The organism is Pseudogemmobacter sp. TB195 (assembly GCF_058313095.1).
In genome coordinates, this window is sequence record NZ_JBZEGG010000013.1 from 1 (window position 1) to 25,813 (window position 25,813).

Genomic DNA, 25,813 nt, shown 5'->3' on the forward strand with positions numbered 1-25,813 from the left:
CCCCCCCCCCCCCCCCCCCCCCCCCCCCCCCCCCCCCCCCCCCCCCCCCCCCCCCCCCCCCCCCCTGCCCCCCCCCGCGCCAGGCCCTCAGGCCGCAGCGCCACGGGCCAAAGGCGGCCCGGCCAGCACTGAAAACGTGCTGGAAACAGCGGTCCATTTTGGTGCCGCAACCCTCTCACCCGCGCTCTCCGAAACTCCGGCACCCGCCGCCTCAGGTGACAGCCTCGCCTATGTCATCTACACCTCCGGCTCCACCGGCGAGCCGAAAGGTGTGATGATCGAACACCGCGCCATCGTGAACCGCCTGCTCTGGATGCGTGATCACTATGGCATCGGCCCCGGCGACCGCATCCTGCAAAAGACCCCTGCAACATTCGACGTCTCGGTCTGGGAGTTCATCCTTCCCTATATTTCAGGTGCCGAACTGGTCATGGCGCCCCCTGGTGCCCATCGCGACCCGTCGGAAATCGCCCGGCTGATCCGCGACCACCGGATCACCACGCTGCATTTCGTGCCCTCGATGCTCTCGGCCTTCCTTGCCGCACCCGCCTCAGAGGGCCTCGCCATCCGCCGCACCTTCTGTTCCGGCGAAGAGCTCACCGCCGATCAGCGCGCGCGCTTTCACCGCCGCATCACCGGCGAATTGCACAATCTTTACGGGCCGACCGAGGCTGCGGTCGATGTTTCCTTCTGGCCCGCAACGCCAGAGGACCAGTCCAATCCGCTGCCGATTGGCTGGCCGGTCTGGAACACCTCTTTGCCGGTGCTGGATGAATACCTGCGCCCGGTGCCTGCCGGGATGCCCGGCAATCTTTACCTCGGCGGCGTGCAGCTGGCGCGCGGCTATCTTGGCCGCCCGGATCTGACAGCCGAGCGATTCATCGAAGACCCGCGCCACCCCGGCCAGCGGCTCTATGCCACCGGAGATGTTGCGAAAACCCGGGCTGATGGGGCGGTTGTCTATCTCGGGCGTTCGGATCACCAGGTCAAGATCCGGGGTCTCAGGATCGAACTGGGCGAGATCGAGGCCGCGATCATGGCGACCGGTCTTGCACGCGAATGCGTGGTGCTGGCGCGCGAAGACCGCGCCGGGGAAAAGCGCCTCGTGGCCTATCTTGTGCCCGAGCTGGCGTCAGAGACCGGCACGGCGGCAGACTACCGGCCGGGCAGGCTCGCGCCTTTGCTCGCAGCCCGCCTGCCCGCTTACATGGTGCCTGCGGCCGAGATCGCGCTGAACGCTCTTCCCGTCACATCGAACGGCAAGCTTGACCGCAAAGCACTGCCCGCGCCCGAATTCACCGCCTCGGGCCGCGCGGCCGGGACCGGGGCCGAGCGCCTTCTCGCCCGGCTCTATGCCGAGGTCCTGCATCTCGACGCCCCAGCCCCGGCCGAGGCCGATTTCTTCGCGCTTGGCGGCGACAGCCTGTCGGCCGTGCGCCTCGCGCTGCGGATTGAGGAAGAGACCGGGCGCGCGCCTGGGCTTGGCACGATTTTCGGCGCGCCGGTCCTTGATATGCTGGCGGCAACGCTCGACGCGGCTGGACCGACCGATGACGGGCTCAGGTCACTGATCCGGCTGGCGCAGGGCAACCCCGACAAAGCGCCTCTGTTCCTGATCCATCCCGCAGGCGGGCTTGGCTGGGGCTATCGCGCCCTCGCCCGTGCGCTTGCGCCAGAGCGCGCGGTCTATGCGGTACAGCATCCGGGGCTTGATCCGGCGCAGCCGCTGCCCGACAACCTCGGGGCCCTGGCGGCGGATTACGCGGCGCTGGTGGCGCAGGCACAGCCCGAAGGCCCGATCCACCTTGCGGGATGGTCTGTGGGCGGCATCATCGCCCAGGAAATGGCGGTGGAGCTGGCGCGAACGGGCCGTGAGCCCGGGCTCGTGGCGCTGCTCGACAGCTATCCGACCGATGTCTGGCGCGACGAGCCGGAACCCGATCCGGCGGCCGCACTCAGGGCGCTGCTGGCAATTGCCGGGCATGACCCCGAGGCGCATCGTGACCTCGACAGCCGGGACAAGGTGGTCGCGTTCCTGCGCGCCGGAGACAGCGCCATGGGCGCCCTGCCCGAAGAGGTGCTCAATGGTGTCGTGCGGCTGGTGACGGATACCAATCGTCTGGTGCGCAGCCATCAGCAGCGGCAGTTCGCGGGCAAGATCACCCATATCCGCGCCGGGCGCGATCATGCCGGGCGCGATCATGCCGGGCGCGATCTCACCGCCGCGCTCTGGGCGCCCTATGTCGGCCAGACAGAAATACTGGAAGTCCCGTTCCTGCATTCGGAGATGATCTCGCCCGCCGCAGTTGCCCTGATCGCACCGGAACTGGCAAAACGGATGGGCTGACCGCCCCTCCGCTTCAGCCCATTCGCTTCAGCCCAGTGCGAAAGGCAGCGCGAGCGGCAACGATCCCGCGATGGTCTGGATATGCGCGTGATCGGGCAGAACATGGATTTCCGGCGCGAAACCGGGATGTTCGGCGAGGCCCTTCACGAAATCCATCGTCGCAGGCGCGGGCCCGTCGGGCGGCGGGCCAGAGGCGCCGCTGCGCTTTTCCTTATCGCCCAGTGCCATCATCAGCGCCGGAGGGGTGTCGAGCTTTGCTGCCCCCGCCGCAACCCGGCGGATCAGATCCTCATCCCACCAGATCGACGGGCTGATCGCGGCATAGCGTGCAAAAGCCGAAGGCCGCGTCAGCGCCGCGTAAAGCGTGAAGAGCCCGCCGAAGGAATGGCCCCAGAGGCTGCGGCGCGCGGGGTCGACCGGCAGGCCATCTTCCGCCGCCAGACGCAGATCGCCGGTCAGCCGGTCGAGAAACTGCGCCGCGCCCCCTGCCATCCGCCCCTCATGGACATGATCCGGCCGGATCCCGTCCCCCGGCCCGTCCGTCGCCGTAAAGTCCGGCGCGGTGAAATCCAGCGTCCGGCGCTCGCGCGAGAACTGGCGGTCGGTATCATACCCCACCCCCACCAGCATCAGCCCGGGCACCAGCGCCAGATGGTCTTCCGTCAGGAAATCAAAGGCCGCATTGCCGTCGAGCATATACAGCACCGGCCAGCCCGCCGCCGGCGCCATGCCCTTCGGGACCGCGAGATAAAGCCGGTGGCCCGGCCCGGTCTTCACGGTTTTTTGCGACAGGCTGTGGCTGGGCAGATCGGCATCCATGATCTTCAGCTCTGCCGGTTTTCGGGCATGATCGGGGCCGGTCTTGCCGTTCACAGACATGGTATTCTTCCTCTGGCAGCGGAAAAAACAGCAATATCGCCATAAAGGCCGCCGATAACCGCGGCAGCCACATAGTCGGGCGCATCATCCTCTGCCAGTTAGCCCCGGGCGAATTAGTTGACAATCCCTCTCAAGAATATACTGCTGCACCGGAAGACCGGCGTCAGACCGGATGGGGGCGCGGCAACAATTTCGTGGCCCGGTATCCTGTCTGACCGATTGTCTCCTGTCTGACCGATTATTGCCTGACCGATTGCAGCCCTGATGACGACACCCGGAACACCACCCGCTTCAGATCCTGCGTCCGGCCCGGTGGCCGCCGCCCCACAGCCCCCTTCCCGCGCCAGACCCGCCAGGGACCATTTCTGAGCCGATCCAGCATGATATCGAGGAGACCAATATGGCATTCCCCCCGCTGCACCGCTTTCGCGGCATTCTTGGCGCCTCTGCCCTGGCCTTTGCCGTGATGGCGGGCCCGCTGAGCGCCGAAACCATCTTTTCGGCCACAACCGACGGCTTCCCTGGCGTGGTGCGTGCCGGTGCGGTGGATCAGGGCGCGGCCGTGGTTGCGGGATCGGCAGTGTCGATCACCGGCGAGCGGATGATCCCGGGCCAGGAAATCACGCTGATGCGCGGCAATACTGTCCTGAATGAAGGCGGGCCGATCCGCGTCGGCGATGACGGAAAATTCCGATTTGATCTCAAGCTGGACGCCAATGCCGTGACCGGCCTGCAGCCGATCCTGGTGATTGCCGAGAAGCCATCAGCCGCGACAGTGGTGGATCTGAAGATCTCGCCGGACCTTGCGATTGAGGGTGCCGATAAGTTCGACATTACCAGCGCGCCGGTGACGCGTGGCCTTTATCAGCTGGCCTATAGCCCGTCACGGCATGTGTTCTATGTCACCTCGGCGGTAGGCCGTCCGCCGGTGAAAGACTCGGCATTGTCCAAGGTCGATCCCGACACGCTGAAAGTGATCGAACAGATCACGCCCGGTGCAGAACCTGCGCCCGAGGGCGGCGCGGCCCCGGCAGTGGATGAGGATGGCCGCCCCGCGCTTTACGCGGTTTACGGGCTGGGCCTTGACGAAGCGGCGGGCCGGCTCTGGACCACCAATACCCGGCAGAACACCATCGCCGTCTACAGCGCCGATGACCTCTCGCTGGTGAAACAGTTCGAGCCGGATTTCATCGCACATCCGTTCTCGGTTCAGGTCGATGAGGGCGCGGGCCGTATCTACATCTCTTCGGCGCGCTCGCCGGTGATCGAGGTGATCGATTCGAAAAAGCTCGAAAAGCTCGCGCCTTACACGATTCCCTCGCAGCTGCGCGGCGAGAGCTTTGGCACCCAGGTCATCCATTTCGACGCTGAAACCGGCAAGCTGTTCGCCGCCTCGAACGCGACGCCGGAGCTTGCGGTGATCGATACCAGAACCGGCGAGATCCGGGTGACGCCGCTGCCGGGCTCGATCGGCGCGGCTTCGGTGGCTTATGATGCGGCGGATGACCTGGTGTTTGTGGCCTCGCAAACCACCGATAACCTGCTGATCGTGAACGGCGCCGATGGCTCGGTGCTGCATGATGTCGAAACCGGGGCCGGGGCGCTTTACGTGACCTATGAGCCGAAATCGAAGCTGGCTTTCGTCGGAAACCGGGGCGCGGGCACCATCACCGTGGTCGATACCGAAGGCCAGGTCGTGGCCAATTTCGACGCCGGCAGCCTGCCCAATGAACTGGTCGCCGATGCCGAGGGCACCGTCTGGGCGGTGAACAAATCGCGCGGCCAGGATGATGACAGCGGCGACCGCATCTGGCGGATCAGACCGAAAGCCGATTAAGCGGCCCGCTGCCGCGACCGCTCTGCGACGGGGGCGGATCACCGCCCCTGTCCTCGTAAGAAAGCCGACCGTCACAGGCATCGCGCCCCGATGCCAGAGATGTCCGGTGCCAGAGGTACCCAGATGATCCGCTTCCGCCCGCTTTCCCTGACCGCTGCGCTGCTGACAGCGCTGGCACAGCCAGCACTGGCCGAGATCCGCGCCACCGATATCCTCGGGCGCGAGGTTGTGCTTGAGGCCCCCGCGACCAGGATCGTATTGGGCGAAGGGCGGCATTTGGCGGTGCTGGGCCTCCTCCATGACGATCCGGTGGCGAAAGTGATCGGCTGGCGCACCGATAAGGGGCTCGATGAGCCGACACTGGCCGCATATCGTGCGAAATTCCCCGCGATTGACGCGATCCGCCCGGTCGGCACCGGCAATCGCGAAATCTCGGTCGAGACGATCATCTCGCTTGATCCCGATCTGGTGGTGCTTTCGCTGATGGACGAAGGCAATCCGGCGATGGAGCGCGCCCGTGACCAGATCGAGGCTGCCGGTATCGCCGTCGCCTATGTCGATTTCTTCGCGCATCCGCAGGAAAACTCGATCCCGTCGCTGCGGCTTTTGGGCGAGCTGACCGATGGCACCGCCCGGGCGGAAGAGTTCGCCGAATTCTACGAGACCCGGCTAAAGCGGATCCGCGACCGGCTCGCGGATCCTGCGATCAGACGGCCACGCGTCTTCTTCCATGTCCATGCCGCGCCCACGAATTGCTGTTCGACCGTTGGATCAGGGGTGTTTCGCGATTTCATCGAGACGGCGGGTGGCGCGAATATCGGGTCTGACGTGGTGCAGGGGGTGCTCGGGAATGTCAGTCTCGAATTTCTGATCGGCGCCGATCCTGAGTTCTATGTCGCAACCGGCGGCGATCACATGCGGGCGCGCGGCGGCCTGGTGCTGGGGTCGGATATCACCGCGCCAGAGGCGCGCGAAAGCTTCGACGCGCTGATTGGCGCCACCGGGTTCAACGCGCTGACCGCCGTGGCCGAAGGCCGCGCTTACGGGGTCTGGCATCTCTTCAACGACACGCCGGGCCATATCGCGCTGATCGAATATCTCGCAAAAGCCTTCCACCCGGATCTGTTCGAGGATGTCGACCCCGCCGCGACGCTGAACGAAATCGAGACCCGTTTCTCGCCGGTTCAGGTGCCAGGCACCTGGTGGATTTCGGAAGAAACCTGATCCAGCATGTCCGGCTCCGCACTTCTCGACCGCTATCACCGGCAAAACCGCCGCCGCGCCGCCCTTGTGGGGGCGATGGCCGTTTTCGCGCTGATCGCCGTGCTGGTTGATCTGACCACCGGCCCTTCGGGCCTGCCTTTGTCTGAGACGATCCGGGCACTGAGCGGGGGCGAGGTGCCGCGCGGCACATCGGTGATTGTCTGGCAGGTGCGCCTGCCCGTGGCCGTCATGGCGCTGCTTGTCGGAGCCGCCCTGGCGCTCGCGGGGGCAGAGATGCAGACGGTGCTGGAAAACCCCCTGGCCGAGCCCTTCACGCTGGGGGTTTCCGCTGCCGCAGCGCTTGGCGCCGGGGTGGCCATTGTTCTGGGGCTGACGATCCCTTTCCTGCCGCCCGCCTGGGGGATCACTGCGAACGCCTTCCTGTTCTCGCTGGGGGCGCTTGGGCTTTTGCAACTGATGGGGCGGCTGCGGGGCGGCGGGCCGGAAGTGCTGATCCTGTTCGGGATCGCGCTGAATTTCACCGCCGCCGCCTTTCTGTCCTTGCTGCAATTCGTCGCCTCGGCTGAGGATCTGCAACAGCTGGTGATCTGGACCATGGGCAGCCTCCAGGCCGTCAACTGGGGCTCGGTCACGATCCTTGCGCTGGTCATCGCCGTGACTGTGCCCTTCGCGCTGCTGGCGTCCTGGAAGCTGACCGCCTTGCGGCTCGGCGAGGAACAGGCGCGCGGTTTCGGCGTCGATGTCACGGCGCTGCGCCGCTGGGCGCTACTCCGCGTGAGCCTGCTGGCCGCCACCGCCGTTTCCATGGTGGGCGTGATCGGGTTCATCGGCCTTGCCGGCCCGCATATCGCGCGGATGCTGGTGGGCGAGGATCACCGTTTCCTGCTGCCCGCCAGCATTTTCACCGGCGCACTTCTGATGTCCGCCGCCTCGACGCTCTCGAAACTGCTGATCACCGGCACGTTGCTGCCCGTGGGGCTTGTGACCTCACTGATCGGCCTGCCGGTCTTCTTCTGGCTGATCCTGCGCGGGAGGTCTGCGCGATGAGGCTGGTGCTGCACGATGTTTCCACGGGCTATGGCCGCCGCCGTGTGATTGCGGGGCTGAGCCTGCCTGATCTGCGGTCGGGCGAGGTCACGACCCTTGCCGGACCGAACGCTGCCGGAAAATCGACGCTGCTGAAGGCGATTGCCGGCCTTGCACCTTTCACAGGCCAGATCGCGCTGGACGGTCAGGACCTCGCGCAGCTGAGCGCCCCTGCCCGGGCAAAAATCGTGGGCTTCATGCCGCAAAGCCTGCCCTCGGGCGCCTCGCTCAATGTGCTGGAAACCGTGATCACCGCGCTCCGCGCCAGTGGCGAACGCGCCGTGACCGAGCCGCCCGAGACCCGCGCTATGGCGGTGCTGTTGCGCCTCGGGATCGACCATCTCGCGCTGGCGGGGCTGGATCAGCTGTCGGGCGGGCAGCGCCAGATGGTGAGCCTTGCGCAAGCCATCGTGCGTGCTCCGCGCCTTTTGCTGCTGGATGAGCCGACCTCGGCGCTCGACCTCGCGCGTCAGGTACGGCTTTTATCCGAGGTGCGCCGCATCGCAGCCGAAGGCCGGATCGTGCTGACCGTGCTGCATGACCTCGCGCTGGCGGCGCGCTGGTCGGACCGGATCGCGATCTTGCACAAAGGCGGCCTTTACGCCTTTGGCCCGCCCGCCGAAGTCGTGACCCCCGCCATGCTGGCGGAGGTTTACGGCGTCATCGCCCGGGTCGAGCGCTGCAGCCAGGGTCATCTGATGGTGCAGATCGATGGCGAGATTCCGGCGAAAAGTCCGGGAGGGCCTCCCGGTGAAACTGCAGGGGACGGGCGCAGAAGATGACCGAAATCCCCCTCAGCCTGCCCCCGCGCCGGGCGGGTGGTCTCGCACGGCTCAGCAGGATGGTCCTGCGTCTGGAAAAAGGGATCGGCGCCCTGCTGGTCGCGCTGATCTTTCTGGCGCTGGTCGCGGGCGCCGCCTCGGGCTGGCTGCGCCGTCCGCTGGCCTGGACCGATGAATTTGCCGTGCATCTGATGGTCTGCCTCGCCTTTCTCGGCGCCTCGATGGCGATTGCGCTAGGCCAGCATATGACGGTCGGGCTTTTGCCCGAGGCGCTGAGCCCGAAGAACCGCGCCCGTCTCGCGCTGGTCAATGATCTGGCGCTGCTGGTTTTTCTGATCGTGATGGCGGTGATCATCTGGCGCTGGCTGGATCTGCCGGGCCTGATCCGCGCCGGATCGGGCGCCGCGCTGGCGCAGGAGACCTTCAGCTTCATCTATACCGACCCGACCCAGACGCTGGGGGTGCGGAAAATCTGGTTCTGGCTGGTGATGCCGGTCACCACGCTGACCTCGATCCTGCATGTCCTGGCGCAGATTGCCGCTGACCTGACCACGCTGAGAGAGCTGCCATGATCGCGGGTCTGTCTTTCACCGTCCTGTTGCTGATGGGCGCGCCGATTGCCTTTCTGCTGGTCGCGACCACGCTGATCCTGATTGAGGCTTCCGGGAATGAGGTTCTTCTGACCGGCTTTCCGCAACAGCTCTTCGCCGGGATCGAGAGCTATTCGCTGCTGACGCTGCCCCTCTTCATCCTGCTGGGCGAGCTGATGGGCGCGGGCGGCATCGGGCGCCGTCTTTTCGCGCTGGCGGCTGCGCTGATCTGGCCGCTGCGCGCAGGTCTCGCCTATATCAATCTGCTGGCGAACCTGATGATGGCCTCGGTGCTCGGATCGACCGTGGCGCAGCTCACGATCATGTCGCGCCTTGCCGTCCCCGAGATGGAGCGCGGCGGCTATCCGAAAGATGTATCGGCCTCTGTCACCGCCGCCGGAGGCCTGCTGGCGCCGGTGCTGCCGCCTTCGATGAACCTGATCGTCTTTGCCGCCGTGGCGCAGCTGCCGGTCGACCAGCTGTTTCGCGCGAGCCTTTTGCCCGGCCTCGCGCTGGCCGCGAGTTTCGCCGCCGTGATCGCCTGGCTCGGCTGGCGGTTCAACCTGCCGAAAACCGGCCGGATGGCGCTGAATGCCCGCCTCATCGCCCTGCGCGACGCGCTGCCCGCGCTGATCATCCCCGGCGTGGTGGTCGGCTCGATCCTCGGCGGTTTTGCCACGCCGACGCAATCGGCGGCACTGGCCTCGCTGGCCACGGTGCTGATCGGGCTGTTTCTTTACCGCGAGATGCGGATCCCGGACCTTGCCCCGGCGCTGGTGCGCACTGCCGTCACCTCGGGCGCGGTGCTGTTTCTGGTGGCCGGCGCGCAGATCATCGGCTGGGTGCTGACCTATGGCAATCTGCCCGCCGAGGCCGCGCGTCTGATCCAGGACCTCGCCCATTCGCCGCTGATGTTCCTGATCCTGCTGAATATCCTGCTGCTTTTGCTGGGCACCGTGCTGGAGCCGATCCCCGGCATCATCCTCACCGCGCCGGTGCTGCTGCCGGTCGCAACCGATGTCTATGGCATCTCGCCCACCGCATTCGGTGTGATCCTTTGCCTCAACATGGCGCTTGGCCTGCTGACCCCGCCGGTGGGCGCCGGGCTTTACACGGCCTCCCTGATGACCGGCGTGTCCTCCACGCGCCTCTCCTGGCTTCTCACCCCTTTCTTCATCGCGACCCTTGCGGTTCTCGGCGGGCTGACCGTGATCACCGCGCTGCAATCCACCATGACCGGAGGCTGATATGGCATTCCTGCGCCCGACACCCCTCGCCCTTGCGCTTTTCGCCCTCGCAAGCCCCGCCGGGGCCGAAGACCTGCGCATCGGCCTGATCACGCCGCCGCCGCATCAATGGACCCGCTCGGCCAATCACCTCGCTGGGGAACTTAACACCGCAACCGATGGCCGTCTGAACCTCGCGATCTTCCCCTCGGGCCAGCTCGGCAATGAGGCGCAGATGCTGCAACAGCTGCAATCGGGCGCGCTGGATCTTGCCTTCCTGACGGTCGGAGAGCTGAGCAATCGCGACGGGAATTTCGGCATTCTGACCGCGCCTTTCCTGGTCGATACCGCCGAACAGGCCGCGACATTGCTCGAAGGCCCGACCGCCACCGGACTGCAGGACAATCTCGCAGCCCTCGGCCTGCACGGGCTGGGATATGGCATGGCGGGAATGCGGATCGTCCTGCTCGCCAGACCGCTGGAAGACGGCGGCACGGTCGCAGGCCGCAAGATCCGCACCGTGCCGCTGGCGCAGGAGCTCGACTTCTGGACCCGTGCCGGCGCCGCCCCCACGCCCCTGCCGCTGCCGGACCTGTTCGACGCCTATACGAATGGCCAGATCGACGGCATGCAGCTTGATTTCGAGGGCACGTTCAACAACCGCTTCCACGACTATTCCGCCGTGGTGCTGGATACCGAACATATGATCTTCCCGATGGTTGCTGTCGCCTCGGCGCGGAAATGGAAAAGCTACAGCGAAGAAGACCGCGCCGTGATCACCCGGCTCGTTGCCGCCGAGACCGCACAGATCCGCGCCGTCTATCCGCAGATCGACGCCGATTACCGCGCGAAGCTCATTGAGGCCGGCGCCAATGTCGTAAAACCCGGGCCAGAGATCTTCGGCGATGCGGTGACGGGCTGGTACGAGGCCTGGCGGGAAAAAACGCCGCTGCTGATCCAGCTGGAAACGGAAGCCAAAGCGATCAGAGAATAGGCTCAAGCCCCGCCATGGCGGGGCTTTCAATCTGGCAGGATAGTCAGGCGATGGTCAGCCCGGGGGCGCCATCGCCAACCTCGCCAATCACTGCCACCGCCTCGAAACCCTCTTCCCGGAAGATCCGCAAGACCTCGGCCACCGCCTCCGGCGCGCATGCAACCAGCAACCCGCCCGAAGTCTGCGGATCGGTCAGCAGCGCCTGATCCACCTTCGACATTTCCCGCGCGAAGGCGATCTCGGCGCCATAGCTCGCCCAGTTCCGCCCTGAGGCACCGGTGATGAACCCGGCTTCCGCCAAAGCCACCGCATCCGTCAGGACCGGCACCGAGGCCCAGTCGATGCGGATCCCCTTCCCCGCGCCGCGCGACATCTCAAGCCCATGGCCCCCAAGCCCGAAGCCGGTCACATCGGTCATCGCATGAACCCCCGCCAGCCGCGCGAGCCGCGGCCCCGGCGTGTTCAGCTTCGTCGTCGTCGCGATCATCTGCGCATAGCCCGCAGCGCTCAGCTTTTCCTTCTTCAGCGCCGCCGAATAGACGCCCACACCCAGCGGCTTGCCGAAAACCAGCACATCGCCGGCCTGCGCAAGCGCATTCTTCTTCACATGCGCCGGATCGACGACACCCAGAGCCACCAGCCCGTAAATCGCCTCGACCGAGTCAATCGTATGGCCGCCAGCGATCGGGATCCCCGCCGCCCGGCAGGCCTGTGATCCTCCCTCAAGGATCCGGCCGATGGTCTCGACCGAGAGCACATTGATCGGCATCCCCACCAGGGCCAGCGCAAAGATCGGCGTCGCCCCCATCGCATAGACATCCGAGATCGCATTGGTCGCCGCGATCCGCCCGAAATCCACCGGATCATCGACGATCGGCATGAAGAAATCGGTGGTCGCGACGATCGCCTGATGCTCGTTCAGCTGATAGACCGCCGCATCATCCGAGGTCTCGATGCCCACAAGCAGCGCCTCGGGCACCGGCAGTGCAGAGGTGCCGCGCAGGATCCCCGAAAGCACCCCGGGCGCGATCTTGCAGCCACACCCACCGCCATGGGACAGCGAGGTCAGGCGCGGTTCGGGCTGCGGGGTCTGCATCTGGGTCATGGCTGTCACCTCTCAATCTGGGCGGACCTCCGGACAGGCCCCTCAATGGGCGCGGCATACGCCCCATCGCCGGTACCGGGGCTGCAAAACACCCCCGTATCCCGGCCGCATCCTGACTTTGCCAGTCCCGCTCCGCCGGGGCAAGTATGCGGAAAGGACAAGGCGGCCAGCCCTGCCATTTCACCTTGAAAGACTGGCCCCGAAACCTGCCAGAAACCGGTTTTTCAGGTCATCTGACCGGCGCGCCAATCGTTATGTACACCAGGAAATAACGTGTTTTCCTTGACTTCCCTGATCTTAGACCGGACCATTTGTCTTATCTATGACGTGATTGAAGCAACCCATCGCGCGCGGATCCGGCCGGCACCCTGCCCGCCAGGCACAAGCGCAGACAGGTAGTAAAAGGAGGGGTCACATGAATATCGACCTTTCGCGCCGCAGCTTTATCAAGCTGTCAGGGGCGGGGGTGGCAGCAACGTCTCTGGCAGCCATGGGCTTCCATGAGGCCGAGGCAGCAGAGGCCGCGCATGTGCGCGATTTCAAGCTGGCCACCATGACCGAAACCCGCAATATCTGCACCTATTGCTCGGTCGCCTGCGGCGTCATCATGTATTCCAAAGGGGATCTGGCCGCCGGCGAAAAAGCCGAGCTGATCCATATCGAAGGCGATGCCGACCACCCGACCAACAAGGGCACGCTCTGCCCCAAAGGTGCGGCGCTTAAGGATTACGTCAAGGCCGAGACCCGCCTGACCCATCCGCGCCTCCGCCGCCCCGGCTCGGACAGATTCGAGGAAATCTCCTGGGATGAGGCCTTCGACAAAATCGCCCGCGCCGTCAAAGACGACCGTGATGCGAACCTGATCGAGAAGAATGCCGATGGCGTCCAGGTCAACCGTCTGACCACCACCGGCTATCTGGCAGCCTCGGCCACCACCAATGAAACGGCCTGGGCGACCTGGAAAGTGGTCCGCTCGCTGGGCATTGTAGGTTTCGACAACCAGGCGCGCGTCTGACACGGCCCCACGGTGTCCAGTTTGGGCCCGACATTTGGCCGTGGAGCGATGACAAACTCCTGGACCGATATCAAGAATACCGACCTCGTCGTCATCATGGGTGGCAACGCCGCCGAAGCGCATCCCTGTGGCTTCAAATGGGTGACCGAGGCCAAGCACCATCGCGGTGCGAAACTGATCGTGGTGGACCCGAGGTTCAACCGGTCGGCTTCTGTCTCGGATTACTATGCGCCGATCCGTCCCGGATCTGACATCGCCTTCCTCATGGGGGTGATCCGCTGGTGTATCGAGAATGACAAGGTGCAGTGGGACTATGTCCGCAACTACACCAATGTCGGATATCTGGTGCGCGAAGACTTCGGCTGGGCCGATGGCATGTTCACCGGCTATAATGAAGAGACCCGCAGCTACGACCAGACCAGCTGGGAATATGAGCTGGGCGAGGATGGCTATGTCATCACGGATGAGACGCTGACGCATCCGCGCTCTGTCTGGCAGCTGATGAAGAAGCATGTCGAGATCTACACGCCTGAATTTGTAGAGAATGTCTGCGGCACGCCGAAGGATCGCTTCCTGAAGATCTGCGAGATGATCGGCGAGACCTCTTCGCCGACAAAGACCATGACCTCGATGTATGCGCTTGGCTGGACCCAGCATTCCAAGGGCTCGCAGAACATCCGTGGCATGGCGATGTTGCAGCTGCTTCTGGGCAATATCGGGGTTCCGGGTGGCGGGATGAACGCCTTGCGCGGGCATTCCAATATCCAGGGTCTGACTGACGTTGGTCTGATGTCGAACCTGATCCCCGGCTATCTTGCGATGCCGCGGGAGACAGAGCCCGATTTCGCGACCTATATGTCGACACGCGGCAACAAGCCGCTGCGCCCGAACCAGATGAGCTACTGGCAGAACTACGGCAAGTTCATGGTTTCCTTCATGAAGGCGCTGTGGGGTGACAAGGCGACAGCTGAGAACGGCTGGGGCTATGACTGGCTGCCGAAGCTCGACATTGCGCAATATGACGCGATGCGCATGTTCAACATGATGAAGAATGGCGAGGTGAATATCTACTTCTGCCAGGGCTTCAACCCGATCCTGTCTTTCCCCAACCGGGGCAAGATGACCGAGGCGTTTTCCAAACTTAAACTCCTCGTGGTGATGGACCCGCTGGCGACCGAAACTGCTGCCTTCTGGGAAAATCACGGTATTTACAACGATGTGGATACCGCCAGCATCCAGACCGAGGTGCTGGAACTGCCGACCACCTGTTTCGCCGAAGACGAGGGCGCGACGGTGAATTCGGGGCGCTGGCTGCAATGGCACTGGGCGGGGGCGACCCCACCGGGTGAGGCGCGGACCGATGTCTGGATCATGACGCAGATCTATCAGCGGATCAAAGCGCTCTATGAGGCAGAGGGCGGCAGATCGCCCGAGCCGATCCTGAACCTCGCCTGGGATTACGCGGATCCCGAAGAGCCCACCGCTGCCGAACTGGCGATGGAGCTGAACGGTCGCGCCCTGACCACGCTTTACGACGCCACCGACCCGACGAAAGTCGTGCTGGAGGCGGGGAAGCAGGTCTCGGGCTTCGGGCAGCTCAGGGATGACGGCTCCACGATGGGCGCCTGCTGGATCTATGCCGGCTGCTTCACCGAGGACGGCAATATGATGGCGCGGCGCGACAACAGCGACCCGTCCGGCATGGGGGTGTTCCAGCAATGGTCCTTCGCCTGGCCGGCCAATCGCCGCGTCCTTTACAACCGCGCGTCTTGTGACCTGGACGGCAAGCCCTGGGATCCGTCCCGCGTGCTGATCGAGTGGAATGGCGAGAAATGGGTCGGCCCGGATATCCCGGATATCGCCGTCACCGCCAAACCGCGCGAGGTCGGGCCCTTCATCATGAACCCGGAAGGCACCAGCCGTTTCTTCTCGCGCAAGCTGATGCGCGACGGCCCCTTCCCCACCCATATGGAGCCGTTCGAAAGCCCGATCGCCAATCCGCTCAACCCGGAAATGCGCGGCAACCCCGTGGCCCGCGTCTTCCCGGATGACATGGCGAATATGGCCACCAGCGCCGAATTCCCGCTGGTTGCCACCTCTTACCGTCTCACCGAGCATTTCCATTACTGGACCAAGCACAACTATGTGAATGCGGTGAATCAGCCGGAATTCTTCGTGGAAATCAGCGAAGAACTGGCGGCGGAAAAGGGGATCAGAAAGGGTGGCATGGTCCGCGTCTGGTCAAAACGCGGCCAGGTCTGGGCGAAGGCGGTGGTGACGAAACGGATCCGTCCGATGATCTGCGACGGCAAACCCGTTCATGTCGTCGGCATCCCGATCCATTGGGGGTTCAAAGGTGCGGCGAGGAAGGGCTTTGGCCCCAATACGCTTGGCCCCTTTGTCGGCGACGCCAATATCGAGACGCCCGAATTCAAGGCGTTCCTTGTCAATATCGAACCCGCATCGGAGGGCCTGGCATGACCGAACGCGCCCCTCAACCCACCACGGCGGCGGCGAACCCTCCGGTTCAGCCGCTCGCCTCAAACCTGCTTCCCTCGGATGTCGTGCGCATTTCGGCCACCGCCAATGTGCCCGCGCCCGAGCGGCAGCTCGACAAGGTGGCAAAGCTGATCGATGTGTCGAAATGCATCGGCTGCAAGGCCTGCCAGTCGGCCTGTATCGAGTGGAACGACACCCATCCGGCTATCGAAGAAAATGTGGGGGTCTATGAGAACCCCCATGATCTGACGCCGGAAATGTTCACGCTGATGCGCTTTTCCGAATATGAAAACCCGCAAGGCGATCTGGAATGGCTGATCCGCAAGGATGGCTGCATGCATTGCGAGGATCCGGGCTGTCTGAAAGCCTGCCCGGCGCCTGGTGCCATCGTGCAATATTCCAACGGCATCGTTGATTTCGTGTCCGCGAATTGCATCGGCTGCGGCTATTGCGTTTCCGGCTGCCCCTTTGACGTGCCGCGGATCCATCAGACCGCGCATGTGTCGAAAAAATGCACGCTCTGTTCCGACCGGGTTGCGGTGGGGCAAGGGCCGGCCTGTGCGAAAGCCTGTCCGACCCAGGCCATCACCTTCGGCACAAAGGAAAGCCAGATCGCGCTGGCCAATGAACGGATCGAGGATCTGAAATCGCGCGGTTACGCCAATGCCGGGCTTTACGATCCGCAAGGCGTGGGCGGCACGCATGTGATGTATGTGCTCCATCATGCCGATAAGCCCGGTCTTTACGCCGGGCTGCCGGATGATCCGCGCATCTCGCCGGTGGTGGAAAGCTGGAAAGGTGCCACCAAGACCGTCGGCCTTGCCGCTATCGGTCTGGCTGCGGCAGGGGCGGTGCTGCATGGGCTCTTCTCGAAGGGCAATACCGTTACCGCCGAGGAAGAGCATGAGGCCGAAGAGCTGGTGGTGAAGACCGCAGCGGTTCAGCCCGAGAACCGGGAGGAGCTGTGATGTCCCATCAGTATTCCGCCCCCGGCGACCATATCGAAAGCACGAAACCGGTGACGGTCAGCCGTTACCGGGGCATCACGCGGCTGAACCACTGGGTCACGGCCGTGTCGCTGATCCTTCTGGCGATCTCGGGGCTGGCACTGTTCCACCCGTCTTTGTTCTTCCTCTCGGGCCTGTTCGGCGGTGGCCAGGTGGTGCGCTGGCTGCATCCGGCCATCGGGATCGTGCTGTTTCTCAGCTTCTTCCTCTTGTTTTTGCAGATGTGGAAGCTGAACCTGCCGAGACGCGAAGACGCGACCTGGGTCGCGCATATCGGTGATGTGGTCCAGGGCAATGAGGATAAGCTGCCCGAGCTTGGCAAATACAATGCCGGGCAGAAATTCGTCTTCTGGGCGATGACCGGGCTGATCCTCCTGCTGATCCTCACCGGGCTGATGATCTGGGAGAAACAGGTACATCTGTGGAGCGACTACGCCCCATGGGCGGCCACGATCCCGGCGCGGCGCATCGCCCTTCTGGTCCATGCGCTCTCTGCCGTGGGGATCATCCTTGTGTTCATCCTGCATGTCTATGCGGCGATCTGGACCCGGGGCACGCTGCGCGCGATGACGACGGGCAGCGTGACCGGCGGCTGGGCCTTCCGCCATCACCGCAAATGGCTGCGGGAGCTGGCGAAGAACCGCAAAGCCCCCGATAATCATAACACCCCGGCGGAGTGATCCGCCGGCCCTCTCCCCGGCCCGTCCCCGGTCCGGGGAGGATAAAATGCGGCCGGAGAGACCCATGACCAATGACATCCAACCCGACCCTTCGGTCATCGGCGGCGTCCCCGAGGCGCCGTTCGCATTCCTGCCCGACCCGGTCGCGGTCTTTACCCGCCGCGCCGGGCGCTTCGCCTTTCTGGCCCAGACCAGCCGGCTTGCTCCCTACCTGACATTCCTCGCAGAGCTCACAGAGATCCAGGCCCGGCTGGCGAAATCCGGCCCTGCGCCGGTGATCGCGCCGGACCAGCTGGCGCGGGCCAGGGCGGCACAGATGCCGCCCATCGACCGCGCCGCGCTGGCGGCTGATCCCGCCTTGCACCAGCTGCTGGCGCGGCTTTGCGAGGCCGCCGCCCGCATCACCATGCCAGACCCCGCCCGCACCGCACTTGAGGCGGTGACGGCGGCGGATGAGGGGGATCGGACCTGGCTCTTAACCAATGCGCTGGCGGGCGAGATCCCCGAAGACAGCGCCGCGCCGCATCTCTTCGCCTCGGCCGCCGTGCAGGTTTATCTTGCGCGTCTCGCCGCCGGGCTGGCGGTGGAAAACCTGCGCCCGATCCGCACCGGCATCTGCCCCGCATGCGGCGGGCGACCGGTCTCGTCGCTGGTCACCTCGACCCCGGGGATCGAGAGCATCCGCTACGCGGTCTGTTCGGGTTGCGCTACGCAATGGAATGAGGTTCGCATTCATTGTCTCGCCTGCGGCACCAATAAAGGGCTGACCTACCGCTCTGCCGAGACCACCGAGGCGACGGTAAAAGCCGAATGCTGCCGGGAATGTCACTCCTGGATCAAGATTTTCTACCAGGAAAAGAACCCGAGCCTTGACGCGGTGGCCGATGATGTCGGCAGTATCGGACTTGATATGATGATGAAGGAAACCGATCTGAAACGCGCAGGCTTCAACCCCTTTCTGACGGGCTACTGATGGAGGGGTTTCGGGCCCTCCCCTCGGTCGATCAGGCCCTGAACAGTGCCGAAGGTGCGGGCCTTGTCGCCCGCCATGGCCGCCAGGCCGTGCGCGAGGCGCTGCGGGCGCGCCTTGATGAGATGCGCGATGCGATCCGCGCCGGCGAGGATGGTGCGGTGCTGGCGCAGCGGTTGCCGGATCTGGTTGCAGCCGATCTGGCAGCGCGTGACCGCACCCGGCTCAGGCCGATGCTGAACCTCACCGGCACGGTGTTGCACACCAATCTCGGCCGCGCGATCCTTGCCGATGAGGCGGTGCGCGCGGCGGTGACCGCGATGGCGAACCCGCTGGCGCTGGAATTTGATCTGGAGACCGGCGGGCGCGGTCAGCGGGACGACCATCTGCGCGGCCTGCTGGTGGAGCTTACCGGCGCCGAAGATGCCACCATCGTCAATAACAACGCCGCCGCCGTGCTGATCGCGCTGAACACCCTTGCCCAGGGCCGCGAGGCAGTGGTCTCGCGCGGTGAGCTGATCGAGATCGGCGGCGCCTTCCGCATGCCCGATATTATGGCGCGGGCCGGTGCGAAGCTGGTCGAGATCGGCACTACAAACCGCACCCATCCCAAAGACTACCAGGGCGCGATCACCGCTGAGACCGGCGTGATCCTCAAGGTCCATACCTCGAATTACCGGATCGAGGGCTTCACGGCCGAGGTCGCCGCCCCCGATCTGGCGCTGATCGCGCGCGAGGCGCGGGTGCCGATGATGAATGATCTTGGCGCAGGCTCGCTGGTCGATCTGTCGCAATACGGCCTCCGGCGCGAGCCCACGGTGGCCGAGGCCGTTGCGGAAGGCGCTGATCTGGTGACCTTTTCCGGCGACAAGCTGCTCGGGGGGCCGCAGGCCGGATTCATCGTCGGGCGTAAGGACTTGATCGCCGCGATCAACCGCAACCCGCTGAAACGCGCGCTGCGTCTCGACAAGATCCGCATCGCCGCGCTTGAGGCAACGCTGAAACTGTATCGCGACCCGGACCGGCTGGCGGAGCGGTTGCCCACATTGAGGATGCTCGCACGCCCGATGGCAGAGATCGCCGCCCAGGCGCAGCGGCTGGCGCCCCGTATTGATGCTCTGCTGCGGCCCTTTGGCTTTGACGCCACCCCCTGCCCCTGCGCCAGCCAGATCGGATCTGGCGCGCTGCCGGTCGATACGATCCCCTCGGCCGGGCTGCGGCTGACCGGTCAGGGCGGCGACGCGCCCGACCGGCTGGCAGCACAGCTGCGCGCCCTTCCCATGCCGGTGATCGGCCATATCCAGGGTGGCGCGCTGATCCTTGATCTGCGCTGTCTTGAAGAGGACGCTATGCTGACTGACGCCCTGGCCGCGCTGTGATCATCGGCACTGCAGGCCATATCGACCACGGCAAGACGGCGCTGGTCCAGGCGCTGACCGGGGTGGATGCCGACCGCCTGGCCGAAGAAAAGGCGCGTGGCATCACGATTGAACTTGGCTTCGCCTATACCGATCTCGGCGATCCGGCTGAACCGGAGATCCCATCGGGGCGGATCACCGGCTTTGTCGATGTGCCCGGTCATGAGCGGCTGATCCGCACCATGCTGGCCGGTGCCGGCGGCATCGACTTTGCCCTGCTGGTGGTGGCGGCCGATGACGGCGTGATGCCTCAAACCCGCGAACATCTTGAAATTCTGAACCTTCTCGGCCTCCCCGGTGGCGTGGTCGCGATGACCAAAGCCGATCTCGCCGATGAGACGCGGCGGGCAACCGTCCGGGCGGAAATCCGCGCCGCACTGGCCGGAACCGGCCTGGCCGCCGCGCCGGTTGTCGAGGTTTCCGCCCAGACCGGCGAAGGCATCGCAGAGTTGCGCCGGATCCTTGCCGAAGCCGGGGCCGAAATGCCTGGGCGCGGGGCATCCGGGCCGATGCGGCTTTCGGTTGACCGCAGTTTCACCATTGCGGGCGCGGGCACGGTGGTCACGGGGACGATGATCGCGGGCCGGGTGGCTTTGGGTGATCAGGTGATGATCTCGCCCCTTGGCCTGCCGGCGCGGGTGCGCGGCATCCATGCCCAGAACCGCAAATCTGATCAGGGGCTTGCCGGGCAGCGCTGCGCGCTGAACCTGTCCGGCGACGGCGTTACGAAAGACGCGATCCAGCGCGGCGACATGATTCTTGCACCCGCGCTGCATGCCCCCGCCGGGCGAATCGACGTCATGCTTGAAGTGCTGGCCTCGGCCCCCAGGCCCGTCACAACCTGGATGCCGGTGCATCTTTATACCCATGCCTGCGAGGTCGCCGCCCGCGTCGTGCCGATTGGCGGCGATATCGCTCCGGGCGAGACCGGTTTCGCGCAGCTTGTGCTGGAGCGCCCGGTTGCTGCCACCATGGGCGACCGTTTCATCCTGCGCGACACCTCTGCGACCCGCTCGCTCGCCGGCGGTTTCTTCATCGATCTGCGGGCGCCCGCGCGCAAACGTGGCACGCCAGAGCGGCTGGCCTGGCTTGAGGCCGCGCGCGAAACGTCTCCCGGGGCGGCGCTGATGCGGCTCTTGCAGGTTGCGCCGGTCGATATGCCGGTCTTCCTGCGCGATCGCGGGCTTGATCCGGCTTCCGGCCCGGATCTCGCGGCCAGGGCCGGGGCGGTGCTGCTTGGCCCCCTCGCCCTCTCGCCCGCTCAGATCGAGGCTCTGCGCGCGGGGCTCGCCACCCATCTGGGGGAATTCCACGCGGCCAATCCCGACCTCGCCGGCCTTGGCCGCGAGCGGTTGCGGCTGATGCTGAGCCCGCGCCTGCCGAAAGATGTCTTCCTTTTATTCCTGCAGGAAGAGGCCGGCGCCGGGCGCCTCGTGCTGGACGGCGCATTCCTGCGGCTTCCCGGGCACCAGGTGCGGCTCTCGCCCGAGGATGAGGCGCTTTTTGCCCGCATCTTCCCCCGGCTTCTGGGCGAAGAGCGCTTTCGTCCGCCGCGGGTGCGCGACTTCGCGACCGAATTCGCCGTCGAAGAGAAAGAGCTGCGCCGGCTGATGCGCCACAGCCAGAGGCTCGGCCTTACCGATCAGATCGCCACTGACCATTTCTTCGCCCGCGTTGTAGTGCGCGAGATGGTGGCGATCCTGCGCGATATCGCCGCTGCCAGCGCGGATGGCTGGTTCACCGCCCCCGCCTTTCGCGACCAGGTGCAGAACGGGCGCAAGGTCGCGATCGAAATCCTTGATTTCTTCGACCGCAACGGGCTGACATTGCGACGCGGCGATCTCAGACGGCTCAATCCGCACCGGATCGACCTCTTCGACTGACGCCGCCAAAGACGAGGGTCAGAAGGTAGACCCTGGATGCGGCGCGCCCCGCGCAGGGGCAAATGATGCACAAGGCAACCGGAACAGGCGCCGCTGATCGTCGCGATACGAGACATGCAAGGGCCGCGCCGCATGGTGCGCCGGATCAGAACGACGCCCGTATGCCAGGACACACGCCGGTCTCGCCGGGATCGGTTCTCGCTGCAGCAGGAGGCTGTTCCCGGGTGCCGTCCCGGTCATGGCACATGGCAGCGGGCGTGCTGGCCAGGGGTCAGCCGCGCGATTGTTTCTCGGCGATGCCAGAGAGCCCCTCGCGGCGCGCGAGTTCCTCGAGCACATCGGTCAGCGTGACATCGCGCGACGTCAGCATGACGAGGAAATGGTAAAGCACATCGGCGCCTTCGGAAATCAGGCGCTCGCGGTCGCCTTTGGCGGCTTCGATGATCGCCTCGACCGCCTCTTCGCCGAATTTCGCGGCGCATTTCTCAGGGCCCTTTGACAGCAGCTTGGCGGTCCAGGAAGTTTCGGGATCGGCATTTTTGCGCGCAGCGATGGTGGTCGCGAGGCGGGCGAGGCTGTCTGTGTCGGATTGGGTCATGGCTTTACTCCAGCCGCATCGGGATGCCCGCAGCCGCCATATGGGCCTTGGCCTCGGCAATGGTATAGGTGCCGAAATGGAAGATCGAGGCCGCGAGCACGGCTGAGGCGCGGCCTTCGCGGATGCCCGCAACAAGGTGGTCAAGGTTGCCGGCGCCCCCCGAGGCGATGACCGGGATCTTCACCGCGTCCGAGATCGCGCGCGTCAGGGGCAGGTTATAGCCGTCTTTGGTGCCATCGCGGTCCATCGAGGTCAGGAGGATCTCGCCCGCGCCTTTGGCCTCAACGAGCCGGGCGAAATCGACCGCATCGATGCCGGTCGGTTTGCGGCCGCCATGGGTGAAGATCTCCCATTTGCCGGGGCTGACGGTTTTGGCGTCGATGGCCACGACGATGCACTGGCTGCCGAAACGGTCGGCGGCTTCGGCGACAACATCGGGATTTGCCACGGCGGCGGAGTTGAAGCTGACCTTATCGGCCCCGGCGAGCAGCAGCGCGCGGACATCCTCATGGCTGCGCACGCCGCCGCCCACGGTCAGCGGCACATAGATCTGTTCAGCGGTGCGGGTGACAAGGTCGAACATCGTGCCACGGTTTTCATGAGTGGCGTGAATGTCGAGGAAGGTGATCTCGTCGGCGCCGGCGCGGTCATAGGCGGCAGCCACGGCGACCGGGTCGCCGGCATCGACCAGATTGACAAAATTCACGCCCTTGACCACGCGGCCATCGGCGACGTCGAGGCAGGGGATCAGGCGGGTCTTCAGCATCCGGTCGGGTCTCCTGTGAAGGGCCGGGCCAGGGGAAAAGCAGGGGGCGCTGCCCCCGTCCCGCTGGCGCGGGACTCCCCCGGGATATTTAGCGACAGATGAAAGCCGGTCAGGCCTTCAGGGTTGCGAGGGCGGTGGCAAGGTCGATGGCGCCATCATAGAGCGCACGGCCCGAGATGGCACCGGCGATCACGCCGGTATCGCGCAGCTGGATCAGGTCTTCCATCCGGCTGACACCGCCCGAAGCGATCACCGGGATCGAGACGGCACGGGCGAGCGCTTCGGTCGCGGTGATATTCGGCCCCTGCATCGCGCCATCGCGGTCGATATCGGTGTAGATAATGGCGGCGACCCCGGCATCCTCGAAGCTTTTCGCGAGATCGGTAACCTGGACGGTGGTTTCTTCGGCCCAGCCCTTGGTCGCGACAAACCCCTTGCGCGCATCGATGCCAACCGCGACCTGCCCGGGGAAGGCGCGGGCTGCCTCGCGCACGAGATCGGGGTTTTCGACCGCGACGGTGCCAAGGATCACCCGCGAAAGACCTTTTTCCAGCCACATCGCAATGGTTGCCAGGTCGCGGATACCGCCGCCGAGCTGGGCGGGAACCCTGATCCGGGCGAGGATCGCCTCGACCGCCGCCGCATTGACCGGCTGCCCGGCAAAGGCACCGTTCAGATCGACGAGATGCAGCCATTCGCAGCCGGCGGCCTCGAATTTGGCAGCCTGGGCGGCGGGATCATCGCCGAAGACGGTGGCGGCGGACATCTCTCCGCGCAGGAGGCGCACACATTGGCCGTCCTTCAGGTCGATGGCGGGATAGAGGATCATGGGGCCGGGCTCCGTCATGCTGGCATCATCGGTCCTTTGGCACGGGCGGGACCGGAAGGGAAGGCCCAGGCCCGCGACAGGAGACCATCACCGGCCCCGCCCCGGCTTCCCGCCACGCCAGGTTTGATACGCCCGGGGCTTCGCCGGAGGTCTGTCTGAATTCAGGGGGCGAGTTTTCAGCGCAGGAACAGGCTGCAATGAGACCTGTCGCGCGGCCTTTATCATACCAGCAGGCAGTGGCCGCCTGATCGCGGAACGACCTGTAACTCCGGGATGCAGCTGCGCGGCAAAAGCCTCGCGATCAGGAGCGGTGTTCTGTGGATCTGCCGCGATTATGGCACATGCATCCCGGTGACAGAACCGGATCGGAGTGTAAGGCACCGGGCTGTACGACAAGCGGGCCTGTTACACCCCGCGACAGTTTAAGGCCGCGGTTCAGGGTTTCCAGGCGAGGAAATTCGCGATGATCCTGAGGCCGGTGGCGGCGCTTTTCTCGGGGTGGAACTGGGTCCCGAAAATATTGTCACGCCCGACAATCGCGGTCACATCGCCCGCGTAATCCACCCAGGCGATGCGGTCTTCCGCCGAGGCCGTGCGAAACTGCCAGGAATGAACGAAATAGGCATGATCGCCGCTGTTCACACCTGACAGCACCGGATGCGGACGGTCGATCTGCAGATCATTCCAGCCCATATGCGGCACTTTCAGCGCGGGATCAGCCGGCGAAATCCGCCCGACCTCGCCCCGGATCCAGTCAAATCCGGGGGTTTCGCCATGTTCAAACCCGCGCGAGGCCAGCATCTGCATACCGATGCAAATGCCAAAAAACGGCCGCGCCCGGGTGATCACCGCCTCTTCAATTGCCTCGAACAGCCCGTCTTTTGCGGCGAGCGCCCTGCGGCACGACGGGAAAGCCCCGTCGCCTGGCAAGACAATACGCGACGAGCGCAGGACATCCTCGGGCCGCGATGACACGATGATCGCGCCGGCCCCGGTCTCATCGGCCATACGCTGAAACGCCTTGGCGGCGGAATGGAGGTTGCCGCTGTCGTAATCCACCAGAACGGTCAGGGTCATAGGGGCACTCCCGAGGTCAAAGGGCGCAAACCGGAGTTTTGCAAAACTCCGGCCAAATTTCTTGCAAGAAATTTGCGGCGCGCACAGGGCACCCGTGTCACAGCGCACCCTTGGTCGAAGGCAGGACCCCCGCCATGCGCGGATCCGGTTCCACCGCCTCGCGCAGCGCACGCGCGACCGCCTTGAAACTGGCTTCGGCGATGTGATGGCTGTTGATCCCGTGAAGGCGGTCGACATGCAGCGTGATGCCGCCATGGGTCGAGAGCGCCTGGAAGAACTCGCGCACGAGTTCCGTATCGAAGGTGCCGATCTTCTGGCTGGGGAAATCGACATTCCACACAAGGTATGGCCGCGCCGACAGATCCAGCGCCGCCGCCACCTGGGTGTCATCCATGGCAAGCCGGAAATGGCCGTAGCGCCGGATCCCTTTTTTGTCGCCAAGCGCCTTTACCAGAGCCTGGCCAAGCGCGATGCCGGTATCTTCGACCGTATGATGGTCATCGACATGCAGATCACCCTCTGCCCGCACCGTGATATCGATCAGCGAATGGCGCGCCAGCTGGTCGAGCATATGGTCAAAGAACCCGACGCCGGTCCGGCAGTCATAGCGACCGGTGCCGTCGAGATTAATCTCGACCTCAATCCCGGTTTCCGCCGTCTTGCGGCTGATAGTGGCCTTGCGCATCTCATATGCCTCCCGCGATCTGTGCGGCAGGGAATAGTCGCCCCTCACCTGCGCGGCAAGGGTGTGAAATGCAAAAGGGCGCCCTGAGGCGCCCTTTGCTTTCCGAACTGGAGCGGGCGAGGCGATTCGAACGCCCGACCCTAACCTTGGCAAGGTTATGCTCTACCCCTGAGCTACGCCCGCACCGTTTCGGTGAACGGGGATTTAGGCGAAGCGCCCGGCCACCGCAAGAGAAAAATTCCGTCTTACGGCTTCGGCGATGCTTTTCTTCCTCAGGAGAAAAACACCCGCAGGTCTTCCTCTTGAGAAAAACACT

General features: G+C 64.9%; 22 protein-coding genes and 1 tRNA gene. 15 read left to right on the forward strand and 8 right to left on the reverse strand.

Annotated features, from left to right (window positions below):
- The first annotated feature begins 136 nt into the window (after positions 1 to 136).
- The gene (locus AC4FS3_RS14160) at positions 137 to 2,347 is read left to right on the forward strand and encodes an amino acid adenylation domain-containing protein (RefSeq protein ID WP_491021108.1); all 2,211 of its coding nucleotides are present in this window, start codon (positions 137 to 139) and stop codon (positions 2,345 to 2,347) included.
- Positions 2,348 to 2,374: 27 nt separating this feature from the next.
- Here the strand turns inward: AC4FS3_RS14160 and AC4FS3_RS14165 are convergent, their stop codons facing one another.
- The gene (locus AC4FS3_RS14165; RefSeq protein WP_283178374.1) at positions 2,375 to 3,226 is read right to left on the reverse strand and encodes an alpha/beta hydrolase; all 852 of its coding nucleotides are present in this window, start codon (positions 3,224 to 3,226) and stop codon (positions 2,375 to 2,377) included.
- 400 nt (positions 3,227 to 3,626) lie between these two features.
- On the opposite strand from AC4FS3_RS14165, the gene AC4FS3_RS14170 reads away from it, so the two are divergent.
- The 7 genes from AC4FS3_RS14170 to AC4FS3_RS14200 all read left to right on the forward strand — a co-directional run bounded on the left by AC4FS3_RS14170 (position 3,627) and on the right by AC4FS3_RS14200 (position 10,965).
- Complete coding sequence (locus AC4FS3_RS14170; protein WP_491021109.1) at positions 3,627 to 5,063, forward strand: ATP-binding protein; 1,437 nt, start codon at positions 3,627 to 3,629, stop codon at positions 5,061 to 5,063.
- Between the two features lie 123 nt (positions 5,064 to 5,186).
- Positions 5,187 to 6,287 carry an ABC transporter substrate-binding protein gene (locus AC4FS3_RS14175; RefSeq protein ID WP_491021110.1) on the forward strand — a complete coding sequence of 367 codons (1,101 nt, stop codon included), beginning with the start codon at positions 5,187 to 5,189 and terminating at the stop codon, positions 6,285 to 6,287.
- Between the two features lie 6 nt (positions 6,288 to 6,293).
- Complete coding sequence (locus AC4FS3_RS14180) at positions 6,294 to 7,334, forward strand: FecCD family ABC transporter permease (RefSeq protein WP_491021111.1); 1,041 nt, start codon at positions 6,294 to 6,296, stop codon at positions 7,332 to 7,334.
- Positions 7,331 to 8,155, forward strand: coding sequence for an ABC transporter ATP-binding protein (locus AC4FS3_RS14185; RefSeq protein WP_491021112.1), 825 nt, complete (start codon positions 7,331 to 7,333; stop codon positions 8,153 to 8,155). The genes AC4FS3_RS14180 and AC4FS3_RS14185 overlap by 4 nt, the downstream gene beginning before the upstream one ends.
- The gene (locus AC4FS3_RS14190; RefSeq protein WP_491021113.1) at positions 8,152 to 8,727 is read left to right on the forward strand and encodes a TRAP transporter small permease; all 576 of its coding nucleotides are present in this window, start codon (positions 8,152 to 8,154) and stop codon (positions 8,725 to 8,727) included. The genes AC4FS3_RS14185 and AC4FS3_RS14190 overlap by 4 nt, the downstream gene beginning before the upstream one ends.
- Positions 8,724 to 9,992, forward strand: coding sequence for a TRAP transporter large permease (locus AC4FS3_RS14195; protein WP_491021114.1), 1,269 nt, complete (start codon positions 8,724 to 8,726; stop codon positions 9,990 to 9,992). The genes AC4FS3_RS14190 and AC4FS3_RS14195 overlap by 4 nt, the downstream gene beginning before the upstream one ends.
- 1 nt (position 9,993) lies before the next feature.
- Positions 9,994 to 10,965 (forward strand): TRAP transporter substrate-binding protein, encoded by a 972-nt coding sequence (locus AC4FS3_RS14200; RefSeq protein WP_491021115.1) that lies wholly within the window; start codon positions 9,994 to 9,996, stop codon positions 10,963 to 10,965.
- A gap of 43 nt (positions 10,966 to 11,008) precedes the next feature.
- On the opposite strand, the gene selD is transcribed toward AC4FS3_RS14200, so the two are convergent.
- Positions 11,009 to 12,070, reverse strand: a complete 1,062-nt coding sequence (gene selD, locus AC4FS3_RS14205) for a selenide, water dikinase SelD (protein WP_491021116.1) — start codon at positions 12,068 to 12,070, stop codon at positions 11,009 to 11,011.
- A gap of 415 nt (positions 12,071 to 12,485) precedes the next feature.
- On the opposite strand from selD, the gene AC4FS3_RS14210 reads away from it, so the two are divergent.
- The 7 genes from AC4FS3_RS14210 to selB all read left to right on the forward strand — a co-directional run bounded on the left by AC4FS3_RS14210 (position 12,486) and on the right by selB (position 21,542).
- Positions 12,486 to 13,085 carry a twin-arginine translocation signal domain-containing protein gene (locus AC4FS3_RS14210; protein WP_491021117.1) on the forward strand — a complete coding sequence of 200 codons (600 nt, stop codon included), beginning with the start codon at positions 12,486 to 12,488 and terminating at the stop codon, positions 13,083 to 13,085.
- A gap of 12 nt (positions 13,086 to 13,097) precedes the next feature.
- Complete coding sequence (fdnG, locus tag AC4FS3_RS14215; protein WP_491021118.1) at positions 13,098 to 15,566, forward strand: formate dehydrogenase-N subunit alpha; 2,469 nt, start codon at positions 13,098 to 13,100, stop codon at positions 15,564 to 15,566.
- Positions 15,563 to 16,552, forward strand: coding sequence for a formate dehydrogenase subunit beta (gene fdxH / locus AC4FS3_RS14220; protein ID WP_491021119.1), 990 nt, complete (start codon positions 15,563 to 15,565; stop codon positions 16,550 to 16,552). The genes fdnG and fdxH overlap by 4 nt, the downstream gene beginning before the upstream one ends.
- Entirely contained in the window at positions 16,552 to 17,271 is a 720-nt protein-coding gene (locus AC4FS3_RS14225; protein ID WP_491021120.1) for a formate dehydrogenase subunit gamma, read from the forward strand. The genes fdxH and AC4FS3_RS14225 overlap by 1 nt, the downstream gene beginning before the upstream one ends.
- Positions 17,272 to 17,335: 64 nt before the next feature.
- Positions 17,336 to 18,244: a formate dehydrogenase accessory protein FdhE gene (gene fdhE / locus AC4FS3_RS14230; protein WP_491021121.1), complete on the forward strand. Its 909-nt coding sequence runs from the start codon at positions 17,336 to 17,338 to the stop codon at positions 18,242 to 18,244.
- The gene (gene selA, locus AC4FS3_RS14235; protein ID WP_491021122.1) at positions 18,244 to 19,620 is read left to right on the forward strand and encodes an L-seryl-tRNA(Sec) selenium transferase; all 1,377 of its coding nucleotides are present in this window, start codon (positions 18,244 to 18,246) and stop codon (positions 19,618 to 19,620) included. Before fdhE ends, selA begins: the two co-directional genes overlap by 1 nt.
- Complete coding sequence (selB, locus tag AC4FS3_RS14240; protein ID WP_491021123.1) at positions 19,617 to 21,542, forward strand: selenocysteine-specific translation elongation factor; 1,926 nt, start codon at positions 19,617 to 19,619, stop codon at positions 21,540 to 21,542. The genes selA and selB overlap by 4 nt, the downstream gene beginning before the upstream one ends.
- 271 nt (positions 21,543 to 21,813) lie before the next feature.
- Here selB and AC4FS3_RS14245 read toward each other — a convergent pair whose 3' ends face one another.
- The 6 genes from AC4FS3_RS14245 to AC4FS3_RS14270 form a co-directional block, all read right to left on the reverse strand.
- On the reverse strand, positions 21,814 to 22,140 hold the full coding sequence (locus tag AC4FS3_RS14245; RefSeq protein WP_198839053.1) for a phosphoribosyl-ATP diphosphatase: 327 nt from the start codon (positions 22,138 to 22,140) through the stop codon (positions 21,814 to 21,816).
- Between the two features lie 4 nt (positions 22,141 to 22,144).
- Positions 22,145 to 22,906 carry an imidazole glycerol phosphate synthase subunit HisF gene (hisF, locus tag AC4FS3_RS14250; protein ID WP_491021124.1) on the reverse strand — a complete coding sequence of 254 codons (762 nt, stop codon included), beginning with the start codon at positions 22,904 to 22,906 and terminating at the stop codon, positions 22,145 to 22,147.
- Between the two features lie 109 nt (positions 22,907 to 23,015).
- Entirely contained in the window at positions 23,016 to 23,735 is a 720-nt protein-coding gene (hisA, locus tag AC4FS3_RS14255; protein ID WP_491021125.1) for a 1-(5-phosphoribosyl)-5-[(5-phosphoribosylamino)methylideneamino]imidazole-4-carboxamide isomerase, read from the reverse strand.
- A gap of 435 nt (positions 23,736 to 24,170) precedes the next feature.
- Positions 24,171 to 24,812, reverse strand: a complete 642-nt coding sequence (gene hisH, locus AC4FS3_RS14260) for an imidazole glycerol phosphate synthase subunit HisH (protein ID WP_491021126.1) — start codon at positions 24,810 to 24,812, stop codon at positions 24,171 to 24,173.
- A 97-nt stretch (positions 24,813 to 24,909) separates the two neighbouring features.
- Positions 24,910 to 25,497 carry an imidazoleglycerol-phosphate dehydratase HisB gene (gene hisB, locus AC4FS3_RS14265; RefSeq protein WP_491021127.1) on the reverse strand — a complete coding sequence of 196 codons (588 nt, stop codon included), beginning with the start codon at positions 25,495 to 25,497 and terminating at the stop codon, positions 24,910 to 24,912.
- 108 nt (positions 25,498 to 25,605) lie between these two features.
- Positions 25,606 to 25,680 (reverse strand) — tRNA-Gly (locus AC4FS3_RS14270).
- Between the last annotated feature and the right edge of the window lie 133 nt (positions 25,681 to 25,813).